This is a genomic window from Spirochaeta isovalerica (assembly GCF_014207565.1).
GTDB classification, from domain to species: Bacteria; Spirochaetota; Spirochaetia; order DSM-2461; family DSM-2461; genus Spirochaeta_F; species Spirochaeta_F isovalerica.
The window spans coordinates 522,919-548,902 of the sequence record NZ_JACHGJ010000001.1 but is presented as its reverse complement, the minus strand read 5'-3'; the positions used below and the strand labels follow the sequence as shown (position 1 = coordinate 548,902).

Here is a 25,984-nt window from a genome sequence, read left to right as displayed (position 1 = left end):
GAAGATCATAAAGGAGTATTGATGCTCAAACGCACTTTTAACGTATTACATATTTTTATTTTATTGACGATTCTGCCCTTATCTCTGAACGCTCAGCAGAGCGACGAGGAGTGGTATCTCGGCAAAACAATAATTGATATCCGGTTTACAGGTCTCGATACGGTTTCCTCAACTGAATTAAGCGGTCTCGTACGTGAATATATTTCTCAGGATTTTACCGACTCTCTCTTTTATGAGATTCAAAGCAAACTCTACGCACTTGATTATTTCGAGCTTATCATTCCTTCAGCCAATAAGGGTGATGATGCGGGGAATACTGTTATCCTTGAATTTGATGTCAAGGAAAGGCCGGTTATCAGCGACATTGAGTTCGTAGGTAACGAAAGAATCAGACGGGGGGAATTACTCGACACGATCCTTTTGAAAAAGGGAGATATGATTAACCAGACGAGCATTAAGCTGGACGAATCAGCCATTCTCGATCTCTATCTCGAAAAAGGGTTTCTCGATGCCGTTGTAAAAGGTGAGGATACGAAAGATCAGGAAAGTAATACTTCAACTCTCGTTTTTACAATTGAAGAAGGGACTCAGACTAAAATAAATGAAATTGAATTTGTAGGTAATGACAAATACGTTTCAGATAACACTCTTAAAGGACAGATGTCCACCAAAACTCAATCTATCTTCAACAAAGGTGTTTTCCAGGAAAACAAACTCGAAGAAGACAAAAGAGCAATTGAGCAGTATTACCATGATAGAGGGTATATCGATGCAGAGGTCTATAATGTTGAAAAAAGCATTGTGACCGATGAAGAAAAAAATATAAATTTCCTTAAAATCACTTTATATATAAAAGAAGGTGAACAGTTTACCTACGGTGGTATCGAGTTTACCGGTAATAAAATCTATACGACCGAAGAACTTCTCGAGCAGGTCCTGCAGCAGGTGGGAAAGGTATATAACGAATCCAAATTTCTGGCGGATTATCAGAGGATCTCCGATCTTTATTACGAAAACGGATATATATTCAATACAATTTCGCGGGAAGAAAAGCGGGATGAACAGAACCGGACTGTTTCCCATGTCGTAACCATAGTCGAAAGAGACAGAGCTCACATCGAGAATATTATTATCCAGGGTAACGAGAAGACGAAAGATCACGTAATCTTCAGGGAGATCCCACTCGAAGTCGGAGACGTCTTCAATAAAACCAAAATTCTTCAGGCGCTTAATAACCTCTATAATACCCAGTACTTTTCGGTTGTCGAACCTCAGACATTTGAAGGAAGCGCTCAGGGGCTTATGGATCTGGTTATCAATGTCGAAGAGGGGAAAACATCCGATATCATTTTCGGAATCGCTATTTCCGGCGGAGACGGGTTCCCCATTTCCGGGCAGGTCAGTTGGTCTGACAGAAACTTCCTCGGTTATGGCCAGACATTCGGAGTCGAAACGAAATTCTCTCCCGACAGCCAGGATATTTCAGTTAAGTTTACAGAGCCCAGATTATTCGGGCTCAGATGGTCAGGCGGTGTGAACCTCACATACAGTCATGTGTCCCAGGATAAAATCAAAAGAGATAATGATGGAGACGGCGTTCCCGACAATGCTCCGGGAACATCAATCGACGATTCAATACACGAAGACTATCTCATGTCATATCAGTCACATAATATTTCTGCCGGTGTCAGTACGGGATATACCTGGGTGACTCCTGTAGGCCGATTCGGTCTTAGTACCGGTATACAGGCCGGATTTAAATACCTGACCTATGATGCTGATGTTTACAGGCCTTACAGCTCATCAATAAGAAGCAATTATGGAACATGGCTGCCTACGGACCGTTGGTGGACAAAAGCCTCCTGGGATATGAGGGATATTATTTATGATCCCTCAAAAGGATTTGTATTAAGCGAAACCTTCACGCTCGCCGGAACTCTCCCTTCATCGGCTTCTGAATACATCAAATCAGTCAGCCGCTTTGATGTTTATTTTACTTTGTTCGATCTTCCTGTTTCGGAATCATTCAATTTCAAAAGCGTGCTTAAATTCCATACGGCACTTTCCTATCTCGCTCAGCGTCCAGGCGGAGCGCCCCTGAATATAGAAGAAGACGGCTTTTACGCCGACGGAATGTTCCTTGCAAGGGGCTGGTCGCCGGTATCGGGAGGACAGGTTCTCTGGGACAGCAATGTCGAGCTTCGTTTCCCGATCGTTAAAAGTATCCTTTCTTTTGACATCTTCCTCGATGCAGTCGGGTTGTGGGGTACGAAAGATGAGTTCGGTGATTTTTTCCGCCAGGGGAATTACGGAGATATTAAGTTTTCGCTCGGTGCCGGACTCAGGCTTGCAAACCCCCAGTTTCCATTCTCCCTTTATCTCGTCAAAAAATTCAAATATGATGAAACGACAGGCGGAATTGATTGGAAGCCTGAAGCGGAATATGATACTTTCGGAGATTCAGGGCTCGACCTCGTCATCTCATTCGGTATAGATATTTACCAGTAAGAAAAAATCATCCCTGTCCGGTTCTTCCGGATAGGGTCTAATTCAACAGGAGACAATATGAGTACTAATAAAACATTGTTGATTTCATTTTTTCTGATTCTTGTTTTAGGCGGGAATCTGATTGCATCACAGATCACCAAGGTCGGAGTTATCGATAGAACGAGAATCCTTCAGATTTTTTATGCCGAATCCAAAGGGATGCGGGAGCTTGAAGATATGAAAGAAGAGATTCAGCAGGAACTCGTCAGGCTCAATGATGAAATCAAGATGTATGAAGAGCGAAAACTCACTGCGGAAAACAGAGGAGATGAATCCGAGGCATTGAGACTGGATAATATCATTTTCAATAAGAAGCAGTATATGCAGGATTACTACAGGACAAAAAACAATCAGCTCGCCGAAAGACAGAAAAACCTGACGCAGAGCACCGATTTTTCACAGCAGCTTCTTGAAGTTATAGAATTTGTTGCTTTAAGTCAGGGTTGCTCTATCGTTCTGGATTATTCAACGCCCGGTCTTATCTGGAGTAATGAAGAAGTTGATATAACCAATATGGTTCTGGAAAGACTTCAGTCTCTCAACTGATAACAGTTAAAGAATGTTCAAACCCCGCTTTATAGATGCGGGGTTTTTTTGTATAATCGCTTTATGTCTGAAAACACCCCGATGATGAAACAGTATCTGTCTATAAAAGAAAAAAACCGCGATTCGGTTCTTTTTTTCCGGATGGGAGATTTTTATGAAATGTTTAAGAGCGATGCTGTTGAAGTCAGTCGCCTCTTAAACCTTACATTGACAAAAAGACACGGAATCCCCATGTGTGGTATTCCATATCATGCATCACAGAATTATATAGGCCGGCTGTTGAAAGCCGGAAAAAAAATAGCCATATGCGAACAGATCTCACTCCCAAAAGGGGGGAAAGGGATTGCCGAAAGAGATGTCGTAGAAATAATTACACCAGGAACTGTCATTGATGAAGATTTTCTCGACAAAGGATCGAACAACTATCTGGCCGCTCTCGGGCGTTCGGGAAAAGAACTGTCCATCGCCTATATTGATCTTTCAACAGGTGAATTTCTCACGACTAAAATCGGGTGGACAGAAAAAAACGAGAAACTGAAAAAAGAATTGATGCGAATTTCCCCCAGGGAAATTATTGTTCAGGAATCGATGCTTGATGATCAGATAGACAGAATCCTGAGCCAGACTCAAGCAGTCATAAACCGCTATCCGGACTGGAGCTACGATATTGACTCCAGCCGTTTGAAACTTGAAAGGCATTTTAAGGTTGCCAGCATGAAAGGGTTCGGTTTTTCTGATAACGATGCAGAGCTTCTTTCCGCTGGAGTTATTATTGAATATGTGGAGGACACTTCAAAAAGTCTGCTTTCCCATATCCGCCATCTGGCCAGCTATAGAGAGCAGGATTTTGTCAGTCTCGATGAGGCTACTCAAAAGAATCTGGAAATTATCAGAAATATGCAGGACAACAGCAGTTCTTTTACTCTTATAGATGTTCTGGATTATACAAGAACGGCAATGGGTGCGCGAAAGCTTAAACACTGGCTGTTAAAACCGCTGAATAATAAGATTGAAATCGATTACAGACTCGATAAAGTTTCCCTTTTGTATAAAGAACAGGCCCTTCTTTCGGATTTACGAGATCTATTGGGAGGCATTCTGGATCTCGAAAGGCTTTCCGCCCGCATAGCCATGGAAAAAGCTCATGCAAAAGATTTAATAGCCGTTAAGCAATCCCTTTTGAATATGATGGAAGTTGAAGCGTTACTTCAACAGATTCCCGATGACGATATATCGATACTCTCTGCCGAAGGAATGAAAGAGATTTCTTCCCTATATGAATTACTTGATGTATCCATTATGGAGGATCCCTCCATTCTTTTCACCGAAGGTCGTTTGATACGTCAGGGATATGATGAAAAGGTGGATAATTTGCGGAATATCAAAAAAAACAGCCGCTCCATACTTGATGAATATCTTCAGAATGAAAAAGACTCAACCGGTATTGGGAACTTAAAGATCAAGTACAATAAAATCATCGGCTACTTTTTTGAAATTTCAAAAGGACAGCTGTCACAAGTACCTGAGCATTATATCAGAAGGCAGTCTCTTGTTAATGCTGAACGCTTCACGACTGATAAACTTATCTCTCTTGAAACAGAAATTAATAATTCTTCGGAAAAGATTATTGAAATTGAAAAAGAAATATTTTTCGGTATCAGAAAACAGGTAGGAGAAAAACTGGATATACTTCTTGAAGTCTGTTCAGAAATAGCAGAGATTGACTGTCTTCAGTCATTTGCCTACGGCGCTACTATACGAGGATATACCCGTCCAGTACTTAATGAATCAGGGAGGATTTATATAAGCGAAGGCAGGCACCCGGTTGTCGAAGCCCATCTTCCGGCGGGAGAGTTTGTTGCAAACGGAATTGATTTCACAAGCGATGATAAATCCTTCGCACTTATCACAGGTCCCAATATGGCTGGTAAATCGACTTATTTGAGACAGATTGCCCTTATCGTACTCATGGCGCAGTCGGGGTCATTCATTCCCGCTGCTTCCGGTAGCGAAATCGGAATTGTCGATAAAATCTTCTGCCGTGTAGGAGCCTCTGACAATCTGGCCAGGGGGGAATCGACATTTCTTGTCGAAATGAACGAAACGGCCAACATCCTGCGAACCGCTACAAAAGACAGCTTGATTATTATGGATGAAGTCGGCCGCGGAACCAGTACAAATGACGGTCTTTCTATAGCCTGGGGTGTTTCTGAATTCCTGATGGAAGACATAGGAGCCAAAACGCTCTTTGCTACCCATTACCATGAATTGTGTCATATGAATCATAAAAAAATGTTTAATCTTTCAATGGACGTCAGAGAAAACAAAGGAGAGATTCTTTTTCTCAAACGAGTGAAGGAAGGTCCGTCTAACAATTCCTATGGTATTCATGTTGCAGGTCTGGCTGGTCTTCCCCATTCTATTATTTCGAGGTCCCGCTCAATTCTGGCATATCTCGAATCGCGATTGAATGATGGGGGGGAAATTCAGATCCCTGAAAAAAAACAGGAGCAGGATTCTTTCCTCTTTGATGATTCAGAAGTGATCGTCGATGAAATCAGAGGCATGGATATAAATAACATGACACCCCTGGAGGCTCTTAATAAACTCGATTCCTGGAAAAAAATACTCGGGAATTGAAGCAAATTAAAATCCTTTTCTGTTATTGATATGTGATTAAGATAGAAATACTGAAAAGATGTATTTTATGTGGAAGAGAAACAAATCAAAGATCCCATGTATGTTTAAGTTGTATTAATAAAATCCCTCTGATCGAAGACCCCTCATGCAGGATATGCGGTTCACCTCTCCTGTCCGAAAACGGAGAATGTTTACGTTGCCGATTAACGAATTATTCCTTCGAAAAGAATATTTCCCTCTTTGAATATAAAGGGAAAGCAAAAGATCTACTGTATCTGTATAAATTTGAAAATTGCCGGTCCATAGCCTGGCTCTATTCAGAGCTTTTCGCTCGAATTATAACAAATAATGGATATGCAGATTATCTGATCGTGGCATCACCGGCATCTGCGGCAAAAAAACGAAAGAAAGGCTGGGATCAGGTAGAACAGATCTGCGGAGTTCTAAAGAAAACAAATCGGTTTAAGGTTGTTCAAGTCCTGAAAAAGAAGTCAGCCACCGGTCAGAAAATGTTATCCCTGGAAGACAGGAAAAAAAATCTGAAAGGTAAAATCCATTGCACATTGAATGGCGCATCTTTAATACAGGAAAAAAATATTCTCCTGATCGACGATGTATTTACAACAGGGGCCACAGCTGATGAGTGTTCCTCTGTTTTAAAGAAAAATGGCGCCTCTCGGGTAGTTTCTCTGACAGTAGCAGTTGATTGAAGACAGTTGACAATGTTTCCTTTCCCTGATAAATTCTAATTACATTAATATTGTACTTCTTTATTAAGAGTCCCTATTGGCGGCTCTTTTTTTGTATGCGGCTCGAAAAGTAGCTAAGTAAACTGAAAAGAAGTCAGGCGGAGTTTTGAAAAAAGAATCGGACAATAAACTTCTGGAAGATGTTGAAGCTATTGTAAACAATCTGGGGTTCTCGGTTGTAGAAATGAATTCTTCGACTAATAGAAACAGATTGAAAATAAACATGGTAATAAACAGCCCGGAAGGTGTCAAAATAGAAGATTGTTCCACCGTCCACAAGACTGTATTTCCCCGGCTGGAAGTTATTTATGATAGCTTCGATGTCTATCTCGAAGTCTCTTCACCGGGTATCGAACGCAGTTTTAAAGATGCGCGAGAGTTTGAAATCTTTAAAGGTCGGGCTGTGAAAATCATGCACAGCGGTCACAATGATTGGGACCTGGGATTGATTGAATCAACGGAAAATGATGAAGTCACAGTTGTGATAGAAGGCGTCGCGAAGAAGATAAAATACAGCGATATCCATAAATGTAAATTGGATTATTTGAGGGAGGTCCAAAAATCATGACTTCTGATTTTGCAGAGGCAATAAAGTTACTACAGCAGGAAAGAGGTATTTCGGAAGAGCTTGTTTTAAAAACAATTGAGGATTTTCTCCTTGCAGCCTATAAAAGAAAGTTCGGAACATCGGATAATGCGGTTGTCCGTTTCAGCGAAGACATGAGCGATGTTGAAGTTTATGCCAAGAAGATGATAGTCGCCGAAGATGATCATTATGACCCGGTATCTGAAATCATCCTGGAGGAAGCAAAGCTTCTTAATGATGAAAGTGAGATCGGAGACGAAATACTCATAAAAGTGGATAAGCGCGAGTTTGATCGCGGTTCCGTCCAGAGCGCGAAACAGAGGGCTCGTCAGGATCTTCGTGAGATTCAGAAAAACACTATGTATTCCGAGTATAAAGACAAAATCGGAGAAATCATCATCGGATATTTCCAGCGTCAGAGAAACCAGAATATCTTTGTCGATATAGGAAAAACCGAAGCTATTCTTCCAAGGCGCTTTCAGTCGCCCCGGGAAGTGTATAGAGCTGGAGACCGGATCAAAGCCATGATCAGCGAAGTTAATAAAACTTCATCAGGGCTTCAGATTGTTCTGACCAGGACACATACTGATTTCGTTAAAAAGATATTTGAACTTGAAGTTCCGGAAATATATGATGGGATTGTCAATATCGACAGGGTCGTACGTGAACCGGGATACAGAACGAAAATAGCTGTAAGCACTAAAAAATCTGATATAGATCCTGTGGGAGCTTGTGTCGGTCTGAAAGGTGTTCGTATCCAGTCAATCGTAAGAGAGCTGGAAGGCGAGAAAATTGATATTCTTAAATATGATACTAACGAAGCAGAGTTCATTAAGAATGCACTTTCACCAGCTCATGTTTCAGAAGTTCTTGTTCTCGATTATGAGAAGAAGCATGCTCTCGCGATTGTTCCTGAAGATCAGTTATCTCTGGCTATCGGAAAGCAGGGGTTGAATGTCAGACTCGCCAATAGGCTGGTAGACTGGAATATCGATGTTAAGACAGAAGAGCAGCGTGATGAAATGGATATTTCACCGGAAGCTTCTCGTATGGCATCGGAAATCTTCGGCAATGAAGAGATTGAAGAAATATCAAGTATTGCCGAGCTTCCGGGTATTTCCGAGAGATTGGTTGCTCTCTTGAAGGAAAACGGAATCGAACTTATCGAGACTCTTGTATCAATGAAAATTGAAGAACTTCATGGTCTTGATGGTTTGACGGATGAAGACATTGATACCATAAACAGTATCATTGAAGAAAATGTAGAAATCGTTGAATCAGAAGATTCTGATGAAGAAGATGATGTAGAAGACGAAGAAGAGTTTGTTACAGAGGAAGTGGAAGAATACGAGTGTCCTGAATGTGGCTCCTCTATAACAGTGGATATGACATCCTGTCCGAATTGCGGAATAGGAATCAGTTTTGAAATTGAAGAAGATGAATCCGAAGAGGATTCACAGTAATAAAGGTGGTGTATGCCAGAAGATCAGGAAAAAAATCAGAAAGCTAAAGCAACACTCATTAAGCATGCGAAATCAGAAGATTCATCTGCTGATTCTCATGTGAAAAAGAAAAGAGTTGTTGTTAGTTCTTCCGGAACTGCTCCAAAAAAAGTTGTTGTTAAAAGGAGAACTCCAAAGGTCGTAGCCAAAAAGGCTCCTTCTGAAGACAATTCTCCTTCAGGGGACAACAGCGATTCAGATAATGAATCAAAGAAATCGACTATTCAGTCTGAACCCTCCAGGAACACATCTCGTCAGGGTGGGTACCAGGGCAGCGGTCAGCGTTCCGGTGGATACCAGGGAGGCGGTCAGCGTTCCGGTGGTTATCAGGGCAGCGGTCAGCGTTCCGGTGGTTATCAGGGAGGCGGTCAGCGTTCCGGTAGTTATCAGGGAGGCGGTCAGCGTTCCGGTGGTTATCAGGGCGGCGGTCAACGTTCCGGTGGTTATCAGGGCGATGGACAACGATCCGGCGGATACCAGGGAGGCGGTCAGCGACCTGGTGGATACCAGGGAGGCGGTCAGCGTCCCGGCGGATACCAGGGAGGCGGTCAGCGTCCCGGCGGATACCAGGGAGGCGGTCAGCGTCCCGGCGGATACCAGGGAGGCGGTCAGCGTCCCGGTGGATACCAGGGAGGCGGTCAGCGACCCGGTGGATACCAGGGAGGCGGTCAGCGACCCGGTGGATACCAGGGAGGCGGTCAGCGTCCCGGTGGATACCAGGGAGGCGGTCAGCGTCCCGGCGGTTTCAGGCCTGGTGGAAGTGGAGGAACAGGATCTTCTACACCGGAAAATGCCGATCAGAAGAAAACTAACTCCAAAAAATTCTTCAAGTCAAAAAAGAGTCCTCAGTACAACAAGAAGAAACACGACGAATCTGAAAAGGCTTACGAATACAAAAAGAAAACTATAAACAGAACAAATCCAGTTCCCAAAGAAATCGATATGATGGAGAACATCACTGTTTCCGAACTCGCTAGAAAAATGAATCTCAAAGCTTCGGATCTCATATCTAAACTGATGAAAATGGGAATGATGGTTACTATAAACCAGCAGATAGATTTTGAAACGGCATCGTTGCTGGCCGATGAATATAAATGTAAGGTTAACCTCGTTTCTCTTTATGATGAAACCATCATTGAAACTGAAACAGATAAAGAGGAAGATCTGGAAAACAGAGCTCCTATTGTTACCGTTATGGGTCATGTTGACCACGGTAAAACAAAATTGCTTGATGCGATTCGAAAAACTAACGTTGTAGACGATGAGTTTGGAGGAATTACACAGCACATCGGAGCTTACACTGTTAATACGGAGAAAGGTAAAATAACATTCCTCGATACTCCCGGTCATGAAGCTTTTACACTTATGAGAGCCAGAGGTGCACAGGTAACCGATGTTGTTGTTCTAGTGGTCGCGGCCAATGACGGAGTCATGCCTCAGACTGTAGAAGCTATCAATCATGCCAAAGATGCAAAAGTTCCCATAATAGTGGCTGTGAACAAAGTCGATCTTCCTGAAGCGAATATTGATAGAGTCAAACAGCAGCTCTCCGAATATGAATTGATGCCGGAAGATTGGGGAGGTTCGACTCAGTTTATTGAACTTTCCGCTTTGAAACGGCTCGGAATTGAAGATTTGCTGGATGCCATATCGCTGGAAGCGGAAATGCTGGAGTTGAAAGCAAACTTCAACTGCAAGGCTGAAGGAAAGATAATAGAATCGAAAGTCGATCAGGGCAGGGGTATTGTTTCTTCCGTTCTGATCCAGAGAGGTACTCTGAAAATTGGAGATTCTTTTGTCGCCGGTATATATTCCGGAAAAGTCAGGGCTATGTTCAACGATAGAGGACAGAAAGTCGATGAAGCCGATCCGTCCATGCCTGTTGAAATCCTTGGATTTACCGGAATTCCCGATTCGGGAGATCCATTCCAGGTAACTGAAAACGAAAGAGTCGCCCGTCAGTTCGGTACAAAACGGCAGGAACTTAAAAAAATGGAAGCAGCTCAGAATGTCAAGAAAGTGACTCTTGCCAATCTTTATGATTCCATTCAGGACGGAGAGATTCAGGAACTTAAAGTTATCATCAAAGGTGACGTTCACGGTTCAGTTGAAGCCCTTAAGCAGACTCTCGAGAAACTCAGCACACCGGAGATCAGGCTTGTCTGTATTCACTCTTCTGCCGGTGCTGTCGTCGAGAATGATGTTACTCTTGCTGCTGCTTCAAACGCTATTATTATTGCATTTCATGTACGACCGACGCCCAAAGCTCAGCTTCTGGCTGATCAGGAAAAAGTCGAAATCAAGAAGTACAATATCATTTACGATGCAGTTGAAGATGTCAGAAGTGCAATGGAAGGTATGCTTGCTCCGGAACTCAAGGAAGAGATCGTCGGTCAGGTTGAAGTCCGGGAAACTTTCAAGGTTCCCAAAATCGGAACAATTGCCGGTTGTATGGTTAAGAGCGGTATCGTGACGAGAAAGAGTCTTATCCGTTCTTACAGAGAAGGCATAGAAATCTTCCAGGGCAGCATATCAGCTCTCAGACGCTTTAAAGATGATGTTAAAGAGGTTCGGGAAGGATACGAGTGCGGAATCAGCCTTGAAAACTGTACAGATATTAAAGTCGGTGATATTTTTGAGGTTTATGTTATCAAAGAAGTCGCTAAGAAACTGGGAGATCCCATAGAAAAGTGAGTGAAATGAGAACAAAAAGAGTTGGCAATCTCATAAGAGATCTTGTCAGCTCTTTGATTATGAAAGGGGTCGTCAAAGACCCCCGAGTGAACACACTGATCACTATAACGGAGGTCAGTGTCAGTTCGGATCTCGCATACGCAAAGCTGTATGTCTCTTCGTTTGAAAGTGAATCGAAAATGGAAAAGGCTGTTGAAGCACTGAACCATGCGGCCGGATTTATCCAGCATAACATTTCTAAAGATTTGAAGATGCGGGTAACGCCTAAACTGCGCTTTATAGCTGACACTTCAATCCGGAGAGGATTTGAATTAAACGAAAAAATCGACAGTCTGGACATCAGCCCCGATGAAGAATAGCATCGGGGGGATGATTCTTCTCGACAAACCTTCCGGTATCACTTCTTTCAATGCTTTGAACAGTATTAAGAGAAAACTGGATACCCGGAAGGTCGGTCATACAGGAACGCTCGATAAATTTGCTTCAGGATTAATTGTAGCGCTTTCGGGGAAGATGACAAAACTTGTCCCGGAGTTCACCGGATTAGACAAAGAATATGAAGCGCTTATCAGATTCGGGGCAGAAACTGAAACACTTGATCCCGAAGGTGACGTCATATATGAAGCCGAAGTTCCCGAAATAAATGAAATAACTAAAGCCATTCAACAGTTTTCAGGGAAAATTAAACAGACTCCTCCGGCATACTCTGCCGTACACATAAATGGCAAACGCGCCTACGAGAGAGTCCGCTCCGGCGAAGAGGTAATCATGCCGGAACGGGATGTGGAAATCTATCGATTGAATATTCTCTCATGGGAATCTCCCTTTCTCCGTATTTCCGTACATTGCTCTAAAGGAACTTACATAAGATCTCTGGCCAGGGATCTGGGTATAGCTGCAGGAAGCAGGGCTTATCTGACCGAGTTGAAAAGGATATCTGTAGGTCCTTTCCGTCTTGATAGCGCTACGGAAGCCGATGCTTTCGACGAGAAGGAAAACCTCATCAGCCCCAATGAAATTTTTGACTATATGCCGGATATCGGAAAACTGACAGTTAGTGATGACCTGGTTCCCTTGATCAGAAGCGGTAAAGAAATTGTTTTTCAGCTTCTGAAGACAGAAACGGAAAAGACTGGCGAGTACGCTTTGTTTGACAGCAATATGAATATGCTTGCCATGTTAATTTCCGATGGAGGGAAAGTCTCATACAGGTTTGTCTGTTGAGAAGGACCTCTGCAATTGACTTTTATCGGGATTTCGGTAGAATTATAAAAAAAGCGAAGAAAATGGAGTCTTCGTACGGATTTATCCGGTCTGGTTTTCGGAGGGTGTAACTCTGCTTGAATCGGACTTTGATACGGTTACTCCAAACAATATATATTCAGAGGAATAACATGTCATTATCAAAAGATTTTAAATCTGAGATCGTTAAAGAATTCGGTAAGGATGCAAACGATACAGGTTCAGCAGAAGTACAGATCGCACTTCTGACAAAGAGAATTGAAGATCTCACCGAACACTTCAAAACACATAAAAAGGATCATGCATCGAGAAGAGGTCTTCTTAAGATGGTAGGTTCCAGAAGAAGACTTCTGCGATACCTCAAGAGAACAGATCTCGAATCGTACAGATCATTGATTGCAAAACTCGGTCTCAGAAAGTAAGAAGGCCGCAATAAGGATTAACAATGGAAACAGCAAGTTTTAGAATCGGGGAACATGATCTGATTCTTGAGACTGGGAAAATGGCAAAACAGGCGAATGGAGCAGTCCTCGCCAAATATGCCGGATCCTCGGTACTGGCTACTGTTTGTTGTGGATCAAAACCGTCAGAGGGACTGGATTATGTCCCTCTTTCTGTTGATTACAATGAGCGCTATTACGCAGCCGGTAAAATACCCGGAGGATTTCTAAAAAGAGAAGCACGGCCTAAAGACAAAGAAATTCTCGTTTCAAGACTGATAGACCGCCCTATGCGGCCTCTTTTCTATAAAGAGTTCGGTAGAGAGATTCAGGTCGTCCCCATGACAGTCTCTTCAGATCAGATTCACACTCCCGATATACTAGGTATGATTTCAGCTTTCGCGGCTGTAATGATATCTGATATACCATTCAACGGACCGGTAGCAGCAGTAAGAATAGCACACGTAAATGACGAGTTTGTGGTTAATCCCACTTTTCAGCAGATCGAAGAGAGTGATATGGATATCGTCGTGGCCGGTACAAATGACGGCATTTGTATGGTCGAAGGCGGAGCGAAGGAAGTCTCTGAAGAATTAATGCTTCAGGCAATTGAGAAAGCTGAAATCGTACTTAAAGAACTCTGTCAGTTCCTTGAGGACTTCGCTGCCAAATGCGGAAAGGAGAAATTGCCTTTCGCAAAAAGCGAACTCACTCTCGATAAAAAAGATGAAATTGAAAAAGAGGCTTATCCTCTGATGGAAACAGCATGTTTCGTTAAAGGTAAGTTTGAAAGATATGACGCTATCAAACAGGTCAAAAAGGATATGTTTGATAAGTATGAAGCAGAAATACCCGAGGAACAGGTTCCTCTTTTTGACGCTCTCTTTGAAGAGTTGGAAAAGAACATTCTGAGAAAGTCCATTCTTGAAAAGAAACTGAGAAGCGATGGAAGAGGTCCTGAGGATATCAGACCGATCACTTGTGAGCTCGATGTTCTTCAGAGAAGCCATGGCAGTGCTCTTTTTACAAGAGGTGAAACCCAGTCTCTCGGAGTTACGACACTCGGAAGCGTTTTCGATGAACAGATCCATGATGATATTGATGGTGATAAGAGATCGAACTTCATGCTTCACTATAATTTTCCTCCTTATTCTGTTGGTGAGACCGGTAGATTGGGGACGGGAAGACGAGAAATCGGACATGGTCACCTTGCTCAAAGAGCTCTCGAAGGCGTTCTTCCTAAAAAAGAAGACTTTCCTTATACAATTCGTATCGTATCTGAGATTCTCGAATCCAACGGATCTTCTTCTCAGGCGACAATCTGTAGCGGATCTCTTTCATTGCTGAATGCAGGAGTCCCTATAAAATCACCTGTTGCCGGTATTGCCATGGGGCTTATTTCAGAAGGCAACGATTTTGTTGTCATCTCCGATATTCTCGGTGAAGAAGACCATATGGGTGATATGGACTTTAAAGTCGCCGGAACTTCTGAAGGTATAACGGCATTCCAGATGGATATCAAAATCTCAGGAATTACTGTAGATATTATGAGACAGGCTCTCAAACAGGCTCATGATGGAAGAATGCACATTCTCGGCATTATGAATCAGACAATTAGTGAGCCGAGCAAAGACGTTTCGGATTATGCTCCCAAAATAATTTCATTCAAAATTGATGTAGATAAGATCGGTATGATAATCGGTCCCGGTGGTAAAAATATTAAATCCATCTCCGAAAAAAGCGGATCTAAAGTCAATATTGACGAAGATGGCACAATCAACATCTACTGTCGTGAAAAGAAAGGTGCAGAACTTGCTGAATCTATCATTAAAGGTCTCATTGAAGAGCCTGAAGTAGGTAGAGTATACAGTGGAGAAGTAAAGAGAATTATGGATTTTGGAGCTTTCATCGAATTCCTCCCCGGAAAAGAAGGACTCTGCCATATCTCAAAAATTTCTAAAGAACGGGTTGCTTCCGTTTCCGATGTTCTTAAAGAAGGACAGGAGGTACGGGTAAGACTCATTGAACAGGACAGAATGGGACGTCTGAACCTCAGTATCGTTGATGCTGATAATGAAGACTGGAAACCCAGTGCCGGTTCATCCCGTCCTCCCAGAAGCGGAAACTTCCGTAATAACAGGGATCGGGATAGAAGAAACTAAAGCATATTTGACTTGAATAAAAAGGGCTGTCCACGACAGCCCTTTTTCATTGAGGAGTGAGCAATGAACAGAATCCTTGTAAAAATTGTCGGTGATGAAAAATTCGTCCCGTCCTATTCTTCTCTGTTTGCAGCAGGCGCGGATCTTAAAGCCTGTATTAATAATGATATTATGCTTTCTCCTGGAGAAAGAGCTCTTATTGACACTGGCTTGAAAATGGAAATACCTGTTGGTTATGAAGCTCAGGTTCGACCCCGCTCAGGTCTGGCAGCCAAGCATGGTATAACAGTACTGAATACACCGGGAACTATAGATTCCGATTACAGAGGTGAAGTCAAAGTTATACTGATAAATCTTGGTGATAAAGAATTTACGATTAAACGTGGAGACAGAATTGCCCAGATTATCTTTGCTCCAGTGACTACCGCTGAATTTTCACTGGAGAATGCCCTTGATGTTTCTGAAAGAGGTACCGGAGGATTCGGTTCTACGGGAGTGTAATTGAAACGGATAAGCTATCTGCTTTTATTTTTTTTCTTTGCAAGCTGCCGCACAATAGAGATTCATGAGGATCCGGACCAGAAGTCTTCGATTGAGAATGAAGATCCTGAATTCAAAGTTATTCCCGACTCTGATATCACACCTCCGGTTATCTTTGTTACTCCTGCGACCTCAGAAATATTTCCTTACGGAGAGGAAAGCCTTTTCAGTCCGCAAATAATATATCCTCGGATTAACCATGATTTACTTCCCCTTGATCCTTTTTTAAGGATTATCGAATTGAAAAAGAGATACTTTACAGATATTCCTCTGACAGAATCTCCTTTCAGGGATAATACTGTAACGGCAGTTTTAGGAATTTCAGAATATATCCTTGCTGGAACACTCAGGGGCGGTCTCTATCTGATCGATGATACAGGATCGATCATTAATGAAATATTAAAACCACTCAATTCTTTATATAATCGATCAGTTTCAGATATTTTTGATGATGCTGATAATCATGATGTTTATATCGGGACATATTCCGGCTTATATCAATATAGTCTCCAGACTAATAGGCTCACATTAATAAACGGCACAGTCGAAGATAAATCCGTTACAGCCATAACTCTGATTGATGGAAGTCTTTTCTGGTCGACGGCAAGGGGAGTTCTTATCCGAAATTCTGAAATTGCGCCTGAAAACACCACTGAAATTTATCGATTCCAATCGGGAGTAAAAAGGTTATTGAACTATCGGGGACATTTGCTGGCAGGTTTGAGCGATGGCCGGATAATGCATCTGAAAACTGATGGAACATTCGAACAATGGATCAGTCTCGATGATTTGCTGCAGGAAAATACCACCATAAACGATATGATTATTTTTCGCGAAAAGCTATATCTCATGACTGACCGCGGGTTAATTATCATGAATCCAGACGGTGAAATAGTACAGCAAATCCTGACTGATATGATAATAATAAAAGGTACTGCTTCTAATAAAAATATATATGTAGCGACACATAGCTCGGGTATTGTCATTTATGATACAATATCCGAAAAATGGAGTCAGTGGGGCCTTAAAGCCGGTCTTCCGTCTTTGAATATTCCTGCAATAGGTTTTTTTAAAGGAAGAGTTGTTTTAAGCATTCCCAATAAAGGTATTTTGTTAATCGATGAAGAATTACAAGAGAAGCTATAAAACGATTTACTTCTTTATCGCAAAAGAATTTTTTATCTCTTTTTTGGTGGCTTTCAGTTTCTTTTTCTTTATTTTTTTTGTGAACCAGCTGTTGCTGATGGCAGGAGAAATACTTGAAAAAAACGTATCGTTCACGATTGTAGTCAAGTTGATCATTTTTTCTCTTCCTGCCATTGTCGCTATCGCTTTCCCTTTTGCCACCCTGGTCGGGGCGTTAATGGCCGTGGGAAAGCTATCCTCTGACAATGAAATTCTTGCAATGGAATGCAGTGGAATATCATTGAAAAGAATATTTCTCCCGCTCGTATCCATAGGGGTATTTTTCTCGATTTTTTCTTTTATAGTGAATGACTATTTTCTTCCACTGGGCTCTTTGCAGTTCACACGTCTTTATAAAGAGCTGATATATTCCAACCCCGAGCTTGAACTGGAGTCTAATTCCATAAAGCACTACCAGGACAGCACAATCATTACAGGTGATATCTCAAATGGAATCATTGATAATATTATCATTATTGACCGTTCCGTAGAAAATGATAAGAGAGTCATATTAGCTCAATCCGGGAATTTCCGGAGCGATGCCAAAGAGGAAGGGGTCATATCGCTGAACTTATCAGAGGTTTTCACCCATGTTATAGAAACGAATGCTAAAGGGAATTTTTCCTATTCCCGTGCCGGCAGAATGATTTACAACATCCTTCTCAAAGATATTACCGTTTCTCTGAAAAATCCCGGTCCCAGAGAGATGAGCTCTCGGGATGTTTATACGGTCATAAGGGAAAAACAGATAGATTTCAATGCTAGAATTGTGCAACAAAAGAACCAGGTCGGTCTGGCCAGATATAAATTGTTGTCATCATATCAGGAAATAACGGATCATTTGGAAGATGATTCTTTTTCTTCAAAAAAGGAAATATTGGATAGAAATCTCGAAAAATATATCAGAGAAAGAGACAAAAAGCTGGAAGATAAATCTTTACAGATCTGGAAACTGGAATTCTATCAGAAAATGTCAATTCCTTTCTCCTGTTTACCTTTTATCCTTCTCGCTTTTCCATTGGGTTTGTTTACGAAAAGAAGCGGAAAATCCGTAGGCTTCGGTATTGGATTGTTAATTACAGTCATATACTGGGTCATGCTGATCGGCGGAAGGACAATTGGAATCAGGACAGCGGTTTCACCGGGCTTAGTTATGTGGCTTCCCAATATCTTTATATTCCTAATTGGTCTAATACTACTGTTCAGGAGAGTGCGACAGTGAGAACGCTCAGAAATATGGTTATAAAGCAATTTATTCCTGTTTTCATCGTAACGATGATTTTCTTTATCCTACTTCTCGAGTTATTTGATTTATTTGCCAATATCTTTCAGTATATCAATAACGATGTACCCATATCCAGCATTCTTTATGTTTCCTATCTCTATCTTCCTAAGTGTATTTCTTTCGCCTTGCCTATTTCTTTGCTTTTCGCGATCTCCTATACGCTTGGAAACCTCTATGCCAACAATGAATTGATCGCAGTATTCGGTTCCGGTATTTCACTCTACAGATTTACATTGCCACTGATTCTCATAGGTCTGTCGCTAAGCATAGGCGCATTTTATTTTGACGATAGAGTAGTGATTCCCACTTACAAACAGAAAAACACGCTTTCCATGCAGCTGATGGGTTTAAAACCGTCATTGAGTAATACGAATGTTACGATCATCAGCGGAAACGGTAATATTATCTATAATCTTGATTATTACAATGATGAATCAAAAACCATGTCCAATGTTATTGTAATAGAACGGACAGATACCGGTCGTTTTATCAGCCGTCTGGATGCAGAGAATGCAAAATGGAATAATGAATCGGAATTATGGCAGTTTAACAAATGCCGTATGTTTACAATAAATGAAGAAACGGGAGATGTTGAGGAACAGAGTCTGTCGACTCTATCCAATCCTGAATTCAACGAAATTCCCGATACGTTCCGGAAAGTCACCAGAAATATCGATGAAATGCCTGTTGAAGACGCATCATCCTGGATAGCCTCTTTGAAAAAAGCCGGTCTCCCTTTCCGGGATGCTCTGACAGACTATTATGAACGTTTTTCTTTCGCCCTGACTCCTCTTATCGTAGCAGTCATATCCTGCGCCCTCGGAGGAAAATTTAAAAAGAATATTCTGCTTATGAGCCTTCTTTCATCATTAGTCCTTTCTGTAGTATATTATGTCTTTCAAATGGTCATGTCGCTTATGGCAAAGATGGGTTTTCTTCCTCCACTAGCTGGAGCCTGGATTCCTGTTGTCGTTTTTCTAATCGTCGGAAGCGCCTTGTTCCGTACGGCAAAGACCTGAAAGACTGGAGAATTAATTATGTTGGAAATTAAAGAAAAAGATACGAGCTGCCGGGCGAGAAATGCTCTGATGACACTTCCTCACGGAACAGTACAAACGCCGGCTTTTATGCCTGTCGGTACAGCGGGCACTGTCAAAGCCATGTTTCATCAAAGCCTTGAGGATATGGGATATGAACTGATTCTCGGCAATACATACCATTTATATTTAAGACCCGGAATGGAAGTTATACGCAATGCCGGAAGTCTCCATAAGTTTACGACCTGGGACCGGAATTATCTCACTGATTCAGGAGGATTTCAGGTATTCTCACTATCTTCCAGGAGAAAAATAAGTGAAGAAGGGGTCAGATTTTCTTCTCATATTGACGGTTCCTACCACACTTTCACACCGGAAAGCGTTGTTGAAATCCAGGAGACTCTAAGAAGTGATATACAGATGGTTCTCGATGTCTGCACAGCTCCCGGGATCAGTAAAAGAGAAGCTGAAGAAGCCCTCAAGACAACAATGTCCTGGGCGAGAAGAGCTAAAAAGAGATGGGAGAACAGGGTCGAAGGATATGATGGAAAATTGTTTTCAATAGTTCAGGGAAACTTCTACAAAGATTTACGAAAGAGAAGTGTGGAAGAAATAATTGAACTGGACACTCCCGGGATTGCAATCGGCGGCCTGTCTGTCGGAGAAAGCAAAGATGAATTCAATGAATTTCTTGCTTACACAGCAGAACTGCTCCCCGAAGAAAAACCACATTATGTAATGGGTATCGGCACTCCCGATTATATTCTGGAATCGGTAGAGCATGGAATTGATATCTTTGATTGTGTTTATCCAACAAGAATTGCCAGAAATAGTACAGTCTTTACCAGGGATGGCTTGATTGCTTTGAAAAATCAGCAGTTCCAATTCGATGATCAGCCCATTGATCCAACATGTCAGTGTTCTACCTGTCAAAGATATTCCCGTTCCTATCTCAGACATTTATTTAAAGCCGGAGAAATGCTGGGTCCTATGCTGGCTACAGAACATAATCTTTTTTTTCTTGCCAATTTTATGAAGGAAATTCGTCAAAGCATAAGTGAAGGGCGTTTTCTCGAGTATAAAAAGACTTTTACTGAAGCGTATTACGGAGCTAAAATCTGATGTTAGAAAAAAGCAGGCGAGAGTCTACTCTTTCTGCAATAGTAGTTATGATCTGTACTTTAAGCTCGAGGCTGCTTGGCTTTGTCCGGACAGCGCTGATCAGCGCTTTTTTCGGAGCCAGTGGATCTGCGGATGTTCTCAATGCAGTCTTCGCAATACCCAATAATCTAAGGAAATTAATGGCAGAGGGGGCTCTGTCCTCTGCGTTTATCCCCGAGCTGTCCCGAGCTATAGTTGAAGAGAAAGAGGGTAAAGTCGCAGTAGGTCTCAGTAGGAAGATAATTGGCTTTCAGCTAGTTGTTCTTATTCCGCTGACACTTCTCAGTATAGTTTTCGCTCCTGTTGTAATTAGGATTTTCACATCTTTCGAGTTGCAATGGAAAGTCGATTTATCAGAGCAATTATTTGTCTGGCTGATTAATTATATTATTCTTATAAGCATAAGCGCTGTTCTGATGGCTGTCCTGAATTCCCACAGCAGATTTCTTATACCAGCCTTAACTCCTATTCTTTTTTCGGTTTCTGTTATCTCTTCACTGATTCTGTTTCACCAGAAGTACGGAATATTCGCTATGGCGATCGGAGTTCTTGTCGGAGGCATCGCTCAGTTACTATTTCAATTGCCGTCCTTCTTTAAATTGGGATATAAGATACTTCCGTCATTTGATTTCAAGGATGAAAGATTTCTACGGGTATTGAAACAATGGGGTCCTGTCCTTGCAACGTCATCGATTTTCACGATTAATCATCAGATCGCCATTCTTATCGCTACGTCTATTTCTGACGGAAGTGTCTCAGCATTGACCAATGCGATTGTTTTCTGGCAGCTTCCTTCGGGAATCTTTTCAGCTTCCATAACCACAGTTCTCTTTCCCAAAATGAGCCGTCTCGCAGGAGCAGGCGATTATAAAGCCATGAAGGATACTGTTGAATACGGCATAAAAGCCCTTGCTGTTTTGTTGATCCCATCAGCTTTTTTAATGGGTTTCCTGGGAAAAGAAATTATAGCTGTAGCTTTTCAGAGAGGAAAATTTACCAGTATCAATACTCTTGATGCCGCCAGGGTTCTTCTTGGCTATTGCGCCGGAATGTTTATGGTCGGTGTATATAACTTCACACAGCGTTTTTATTATTCATTACGGGATTATAAAACGCCTTTCATAGCCGCCTTAGTCACTGTTATTTTGGATATCGCTTTATCTTTATTTCTCAAAGAAACAATACTGACAACAGCCGGCTTGTCCTGGGCCAATACTATATCTTTTTCGGTTGGTATGTTCATTCTCCTCAGTGGAATCTCCGGAAAAAGCGGTCATAGCCTGAATAGCAAACTCATTTTCATAACTCTATTGAAAACATTAGTTTCTTTACTTCCTGCAGGCATTTTTATATATGGAAGTCGTTTCATAATTGGCAATTCATGGTGGGAGAATGGCAGTACCTGGCTTAATTTCCTTTATTTGCTGATACAGGGAGTCGTTTCACTCGGACTGATATTAGTAATGTATAATTTACTTAATGTGGAGTTTATTTCGATAATAAAAAGAAAAGGTCCAAAATGAAAAGATTGTTGTTATTTTTTTTATTGATTTTATTATTCCCTACCTTTGCTCAGGAAGAAGGGGAGCCGGATAAAGAAGAATTAACATCTGTCAGAGAAGACCGGATAAGAACTCTCAAGTATGGAATTGATGATGAAGTCGTAGCGATTATAACTGCAATTCAGAATGAAAAAGACGAAACATATAATGACGTCCTAATCGATATATTGAACAGGAGCGGTAACAGTAAAATAAAAACTCAGATTATTAGCTTTTTTGAAACTCAGGAAGATAATGCCGCTGAGGATTTCGCGCTGAATGTTCTGAAGATGTCTACAGAAGATTATGACGTCGATGAAAAAGTATTAACTGCCGTCATATCATATTGCGGAACATTAAAACTGGAATCTTCCGCAGAATTCCTTTATCAGCTTTCAGACAATAAGAGTAAAACAATTTCGGCATCCGCCATAAGAAACCTGGGAAAAACCGGCGTTACGACAAATGCTGAAAAATTTCTCGAACGTATACAGGATGAGGATTTTGAAGATGATGAAGACGAATTAAGAGAAAGTGTAATTCTTTTGCTGGGAGAATTAAAGTATAAACCGGCAGTTCTGACGCTGATGGATATTGCTCAGGACGATGGTTATTCCTCTGTCGCAAGACGTTATGCCTGCGATTCTCTTGGTAAAATTGGAGACGAGCAGGCTATACCCGTTTTAAAAGAGCTTTTAAATGATTCCGATAGTATTTTAAGATCTTATGCCATATCTTCTCTGGCTTATTTTGATACAAATGAAATCGAGGATATTCTCATACAGGCTTTACGGGATTCATTCTGGAGAATACGAGTTGCGGCTGCAAAAGCTTTATCAGAAAGAAAGTCGACTTCAGCTGTTGATATTCTTATCTATAAAGCGGAAAAAGATCCTGAAGCCAATGTGAAAAAAGCTGCAATGGAAGCTCTAGCCGTAATTGGAAACAATACGGCACTATCATTTTTATCAGATTATTATCAGGATAATAAGAACAGTGATGCATTCCGCTCTACAGCAATAACGGTTCTGTTGAAAGAAAATGCCGGGAAGGCCGTGGATGCCATGAAAGTTGTTTTTGAAGAGGAATGGGAGAAGGATTCTTCATGGCTTCTGAATTATACCTGCAAGGAACTTTCTACAACAGAAAACGCTTCTCTCCGGTGGTTTTATGAAAAAATGCTGGATCATAAAAATTATATTATCAATATCTATGCCGTAAGAGGTATTCGTTTAAATAACATTATCTCATTATATGGAAGAGTCCGGGACATAGCAGAAGATGAAAGTAAACATCAAACATTAAGAAAAGAAGCAGCTTCATTATAATCAAAAGAAAAATACAATTTAAAAAAAGGCTACCCTGATCAGGGTAGCCTTTTTAATCATTAAATTATCTATGAACTGAATCAGATCTGATTATTTGTATGACTCTATCGAAAGAACCTTATAGTTAAACACCCTTTCATTGATAACAAAGCTTAACTCATTACCTGCTTTAGCACCGAGCAACTCATTACCGAAAGGAGAAAGGTAAGATATCACATTATTAGAGGGATCAGATTCCCAGGGGCCCAGTATCGTAAATGACTCGTTTTCATTTGTTTTCAGATTTTCAAGAGCAACTTTCATACCGAAAGAAACTTTCGAAGTATCACTATTTTTAAAATCGAAAATCTTAGCTTTTTCGATTTCTTCCTTCAAACGGCCGACAGCAATATTAAGCGCTTCCTGTTTCTCTTTTCCGGCTTTGTACTCAGCATTCTCTTTAAGGTCACCCATTTCAATCGCAACACCAATTTCCTTGGAGTTCTTGGGTACTTCAACCTCAAGTATATGTTTAAGTTCTTTTTTCTTCGCCACAAGGCTTTCTTCGAGACAGAATATACCACGATTAACAGATGATACCGACTCTGTTTGCTGCTTGCCGTAAAACTGAATCCCGGGAAACTTCTCTATGATTTTCTGCTTGAGATCGATTTTAATCGAAGGATCGAGATCTTTCACGTCCTGAAGAAGACTATACAGTCTTGTTACACTGTCTTCATTGCTGTTGAGTATAAACTCTTCCAGAGTGTTTTCTTTAAAAAGGAAAGTACTGATTGAACGGTTGATTTTCCTGTTCGCAGCTGCATATTTTTTCGTACTTACATCTCTGAACGTGATATCGAGAAGGTGAATCATGTTTATGAGAATCTTTTCATAACGGATATCCAGTCTTGAGAACCAGTTATCCTCTTTCGCATTTTTAGCGACCCAGATGAATGCTTCTCTGTATTCTCTGTAATGATTCACTATCTCTGAAATCAGTTTATTAATTTCAGAGGAATAACCGTTAGTATCGAGATCAACCAGAATCTGTCTGGAAAGACTGATGGGAAAAAGTCTTACATAGTATTCATGCCAGTTCTCAATGTTTTTCTTGATCTGAAGTAGGAAATCTCTTCTTAATTCAGCACTTTCAATCTTTTTGAATACATTTTCAACTTCCTCAATTTCACCAATGTCGTCGAACACATCTTTAAACCCGTATGTAATACCGGGATTGAGGAACGGGTATGTTTTAATCAGCTTCTGAACAAAAAGGAAACTGCAGAGCACATGTTCGTTAACATTTGCGGCTTTAAGGAAAGATGTGAAGTAGTTGAACATGTCGAGAAAGTAATCCGAATCAGGTTCAGAATCATCAAGAAATTCATTAATTGTCTGAAGCTTATCAAAGAAATCGGTTTCAGCTTTGAATTTGTTGGAGGTTTTTTCTTCAAAAGAAATTGGTTTATCTCGAACAAGATACTGGTCTGCTTTATCCGGCATATTACCGAATGCCGAATCAGTTTTGAGAATCTTTCTGGCTTCGGTGCTCCATGTAGACCATTCACCTGGAGTCAGAATTGAGGGAACAATTTCGGATTTGATCTTTTTCATATCTGCGGAGTTATTAAAACTTCTGATTATGATTTTTAAAGCCCAGGGAATATCTTTTTTGATTCTGCTTTTAAGCTTCTCTTTGGTCCAGACACTTTTTAGAACCCAAATGTGAGATTTCGGTAAACTCTGAAGAGAGCTGACAGCCATTTTCAGAGACATGCTGTGTCCTCTCTTCTTTACAAAGTCAATAACAATGGTATCATCGTCGATTGATTTGATTATTCCCACACCCCAGGATTTGTGACTTACGAAGTTTCCGGCATCAAAAGAAATGTGTTTTTCAAAATCGGCAATAGCCTCTGCAGCATTTCTCCATCTATCGTTCAGGTTGGAAATCTTGATATATTCTTCAAGCTGGCTATGATCGGCATATTTATTTCTGAAACACTTGGTTATCTGCTTTCTCGCCCAATCGTTTCTGATGTCGTATTTAAGTATTCTTTTAATAATGACAATAGCTGTATCCCAGTCCTCTTTTTCTGTAAAGACAGGGTAGAGCTCTTCAAGAAGATCAATGGATTTCTCACTGTTGAGTGTCTTGGCGATTTTCTTTTCAACGAGAAAAAAGAACTCGAGATCTTCGCTGCTGAGTTCAATCAGTTTGTTCCATGTTTCTCTGACATTGTTATATAATTTCTTATTTATATACCGGTGAATAGCCTTTTTATAGAGGGATACGGCAGCTTCTTTCTTACCGTTTTCTTCTTCAATTTCCGCAAGCTGCCGAACAATTTCAGCCTCTTCATAATCGACGCGAACAAGTCTTTCCCAGATTTTTATTTTTTCGTCCTGCTGGTTTTCCGTATCATAACAATCTGCGAGAACGCGTAAGGCATACTTATTCTCCCCGAATTCCAGGATTCTGTTGCTCAGGTATTCAACAATGTTAACCTTGTGGTTATCACTGAAAATTTTGATGAGCATCAGCAGATTCGAATCGTCGACCAACTGCCTGTTCAGAGCGATAACTCCGGCAATATACAAAGCTATAATGCTGTTTTTTGTATGCTCCAGATGCTCGTCACATAGCTGCTTTACTTCATTTTCAGATTCGTTTGTAATAACTTCTTTAATCAGTTCATCGAGATCCTGAAAATTAGCAATGGTATAGTTGCTTAGCGTGGCTCTGGTCCATTTTTCTTCATTTAATAAATTTTCAATTTTATTAATAATGTTTTCTGACATATTCCCCTCTCGTAT

At 41.1% G+C, this 25,984-nt stretch carries 19 protein-coding genes and 1 pseudogene; 19 read left to right on the top strand and 1 reads right to left on the bottom strand.

The genetic code is table 11. The annotated features are described in order from the left end of the window. Positions 1-21 precede the first annotated feature (21 nt). From bamA to HNR50_RS02225, 19 genes and pseudogenes are all read left to right on the top strand, one after another. Positions 22-2,508, top strand: a complete 2,487-nt coding sequence (bamA, locus tag HNR50_RS02310) for an outer membrane protein assembly factor BamA (RefSeq protein WP_184743119.1) — start codon at positions 22-24, stop codon at positions 2,506-2,508. A gap of 57 nt (positions 2,509-2,565) precedes the next feature. Further along, entirely contained in the window at positions 2,566-3,093 is a 528-nt protein-coding gene (locus HNR50_RS02305; protein ID WP_184743116.1) for an OmpH/Skp family outer membrane protein, read from the top strand. Between the two features lie 63 nt (positions 3,094-3,156). Further along, positions 3,157-5,733, top strand: coding sequence for a DNA mismatch repair protein MutS (gene mutS / locus HNR50_RS02300; protein ID WP_184743113.1), 2,577 nt, complete (start codon positions 3,157-3,159; stop codon positions 5,731-5,733). 32 nt (positions 5,734-5,765) lie between these two features. Further along, a pseudogene (locus HNR50_RS22815) lies at positions 5,766-5,924 on the top strand (double zinc ribbon domain-containing protein); the annotation flags it as partial. 180 nt (positions 5,925-6,104) lie between these two features. Continuing rightward, complete coding sequence (locus tag HNR50_RS22270; RefSeq protein WP_184743110.1) at positions 6,105-6,443, top strand: ComF family protein; 339 nt, start codon at positions 6,105-6,107, stop codon at positions 6,441-6,443. A gap of 145 nt (positions 6,444-6,588) precedes the next feature. Beyond that, complete coding sequence (locus HNR50_RS02290) at positions 6,589-7,050, top strand: LSm family protein (RefSeq protein WP_184743107.1); 462 nt, start codon at positions 6,589-6,591, stop codon at positions 7,048-7,050. Next, positions 7,047-8,531, top strand: a complete 1,485-nt coding sequence (gene nusA / locus HNR50_RS02285) for a transcription termination factor NusA (RefSeq protein ID WP_184743104.1) — start codon at positions 7,047-7,049, stop codon at positions 8,529-8,531. Before HNR50_RS02290 ends, nusA begins: the two co-directional genes overlap by 4 nt. 12 nt (positions 8,532-8,543) lie before the next feature. Beyond that, positions 8,544-11,264 (top strand): translation initiation factor IF-2, encoded by a 2,721-nt coding sequence (gene infB, locus HNR50_RS02280; protein WP_184743101.1) that lies wholly within the window; start codon positions 8,544-8,546, stop codon positions 11,262-11,264. 5 nt (positions 11,265-11,269) lie between these two features. After that, positions 11,270-11,623 carry a 30S ribosome-binding factor RbfA gene (gene rbfA / locus HNR50_RS02275; protein WP_221439790.1) on the top strand — a complete coding sequence of 118 codons (354 nt, stop codon included), beginning with the start codon at positions 11,270-11,272 and terminating at the stop codon, positions 11,621-11,623. Continuing rightward, the gene (gene truB / locus HNR50_RS02270; RefSeq protein ID WP_184743094.1) at positions 11,613-12,488 is read left to right on the top strand and encodes a tRNA pseudouridine(55) synthase TruB; all 876 of its coding nucleotides are present in this window, start codon (positions 11,613-11,615) and stop codon (positions 12,486-12,488) included. The genes rbfA and truB overlap by 11 nt, the downstream gene beginning before the upstream one ends. A gap of 170 nt (positions 12,489-12,658) precedes the next feature. Continuing rightward, complete coding sequence (rpsO, locus tag HNR50_RS02265) at positions 12,659-12,928, top strand: 30S ribosomal protein S15 (RefSeq protein WP_184743091.1); 270 nt, start codon at positions 12,659-12,661, stop codon at positions 12,926-12,928. Between the two features lie 23 nt (positions 12,929-12,951). Continuing rightward, positions 12,952-15,108: a polyribonucleotide nucleotidyltransferase gene (gene pnp / locus HNR50_RS02260; protein WP_184743088.1), complete on the top strand. Its 2,157-nt coding sequence runs from the start codon at positions 12,952-12,954 to the stop codon at positions 15,106-15,108. A 63-nt stretch (positions 15,109-15,171) separates the two neighbouring features. After that, entirely contained in the window at positions 15,172-15,609 is a 438-nt protein-coding gene (gene dut, locus HNR50_RS02255; RefSeq protein ID WP_184743085.1) for a dUTP diphosphatase, read from the top strand. Then, positions 15,610-16,794, top strand: a complete 1,185-nt coding sequence (locus HNR50_RS02250) for a ligand-binding sensor domain-containing protein (RefSeq protein ID WP_184743082.1) — start codon at positions 15,610-15,612, stop codon at positions 16,792-16,794. Beyond that, on the top strand, positions 16,769-18,055 hold the full coding sequence (locus tag HNR50_RS02245) for an LptF/LptG family permease (protein WP_184743079.1): 1,287 nt from the start codon (positions 16,769-16,771) through the stop codon (positions 18,053-18,055). Before HNR50_RS02250 ends, HNR50_RS02245 begins: the two co-directional genes overlap by 26 nt. Further along, complete coding sequence (locus HNR50_RS02240) at positions 18,052-19,137, top strand: LptF/LptG family permease (protein ID WP_184743076.1); 1,086 nt, start codon at positions 18,052-18,054, stop codon at positions 19,135-19,137. Before HNR50_RS02245 ends, HNR50_RS02240 begins: the two co-directional genes overlap by 4 nt. Positions 19,138-19,155: 18 nt before the next feature. Beyond that, the gene (tgt, locus tag HNR50_RS02235) at positions 19,156-20,277 is read left to right on the top strand and encodes a tRNA guanosine(34) transglycosylase Tgt (protein ID WP_184743073.1); all 1,122 of its coding nucleotides are present in this window, start codon (positions 19,156-19,158) and stop codon (positions 20,275-20,277) included. Continuing rightward, a complete protein-coding gene (gene murJ / locus HNR50_RS02230; RefSeq protein ID WP_184743069.1) occupies positions 20,277-21,839 on the top strand; it encodes a murein biosynthesis integral membrane protein MurJ in 1,563 nt (520 codons plus the stop codon). Before tgt ends, murJ begins: the two co-directional genes overlap by 1 nt. A gap of 23 nt (positions 21,840-21,862) precedes the next feature. Further along, a complete protein-coding gene (locus HNR50_RS02225) occupies positions 21,863-23,185 on the top strand; it encodes a HEAT repeat domain-containing protein (RefSeq protein ID WP_184743067.1) in 1,323 nt (440 codons plus the stop codon). 90 nt (positions 23,186-23,275) lie between these two features. Here the strand turns inward: HNR50_RS02225 and greA are convergent, their stop codons facing one another. After that, complete coding sequence (gene greA, locus HNR50_RS02220; protein WP_184743064.1) at positions 23,276-25,969, bottom strand: transcription elongation factor GreA; 2,694 nt, start codon at positions 25,967-25,969, stop codon at positions 23,276-23,278. Positions 25,970-25,984: the final 15 nt, after the last annotated feature.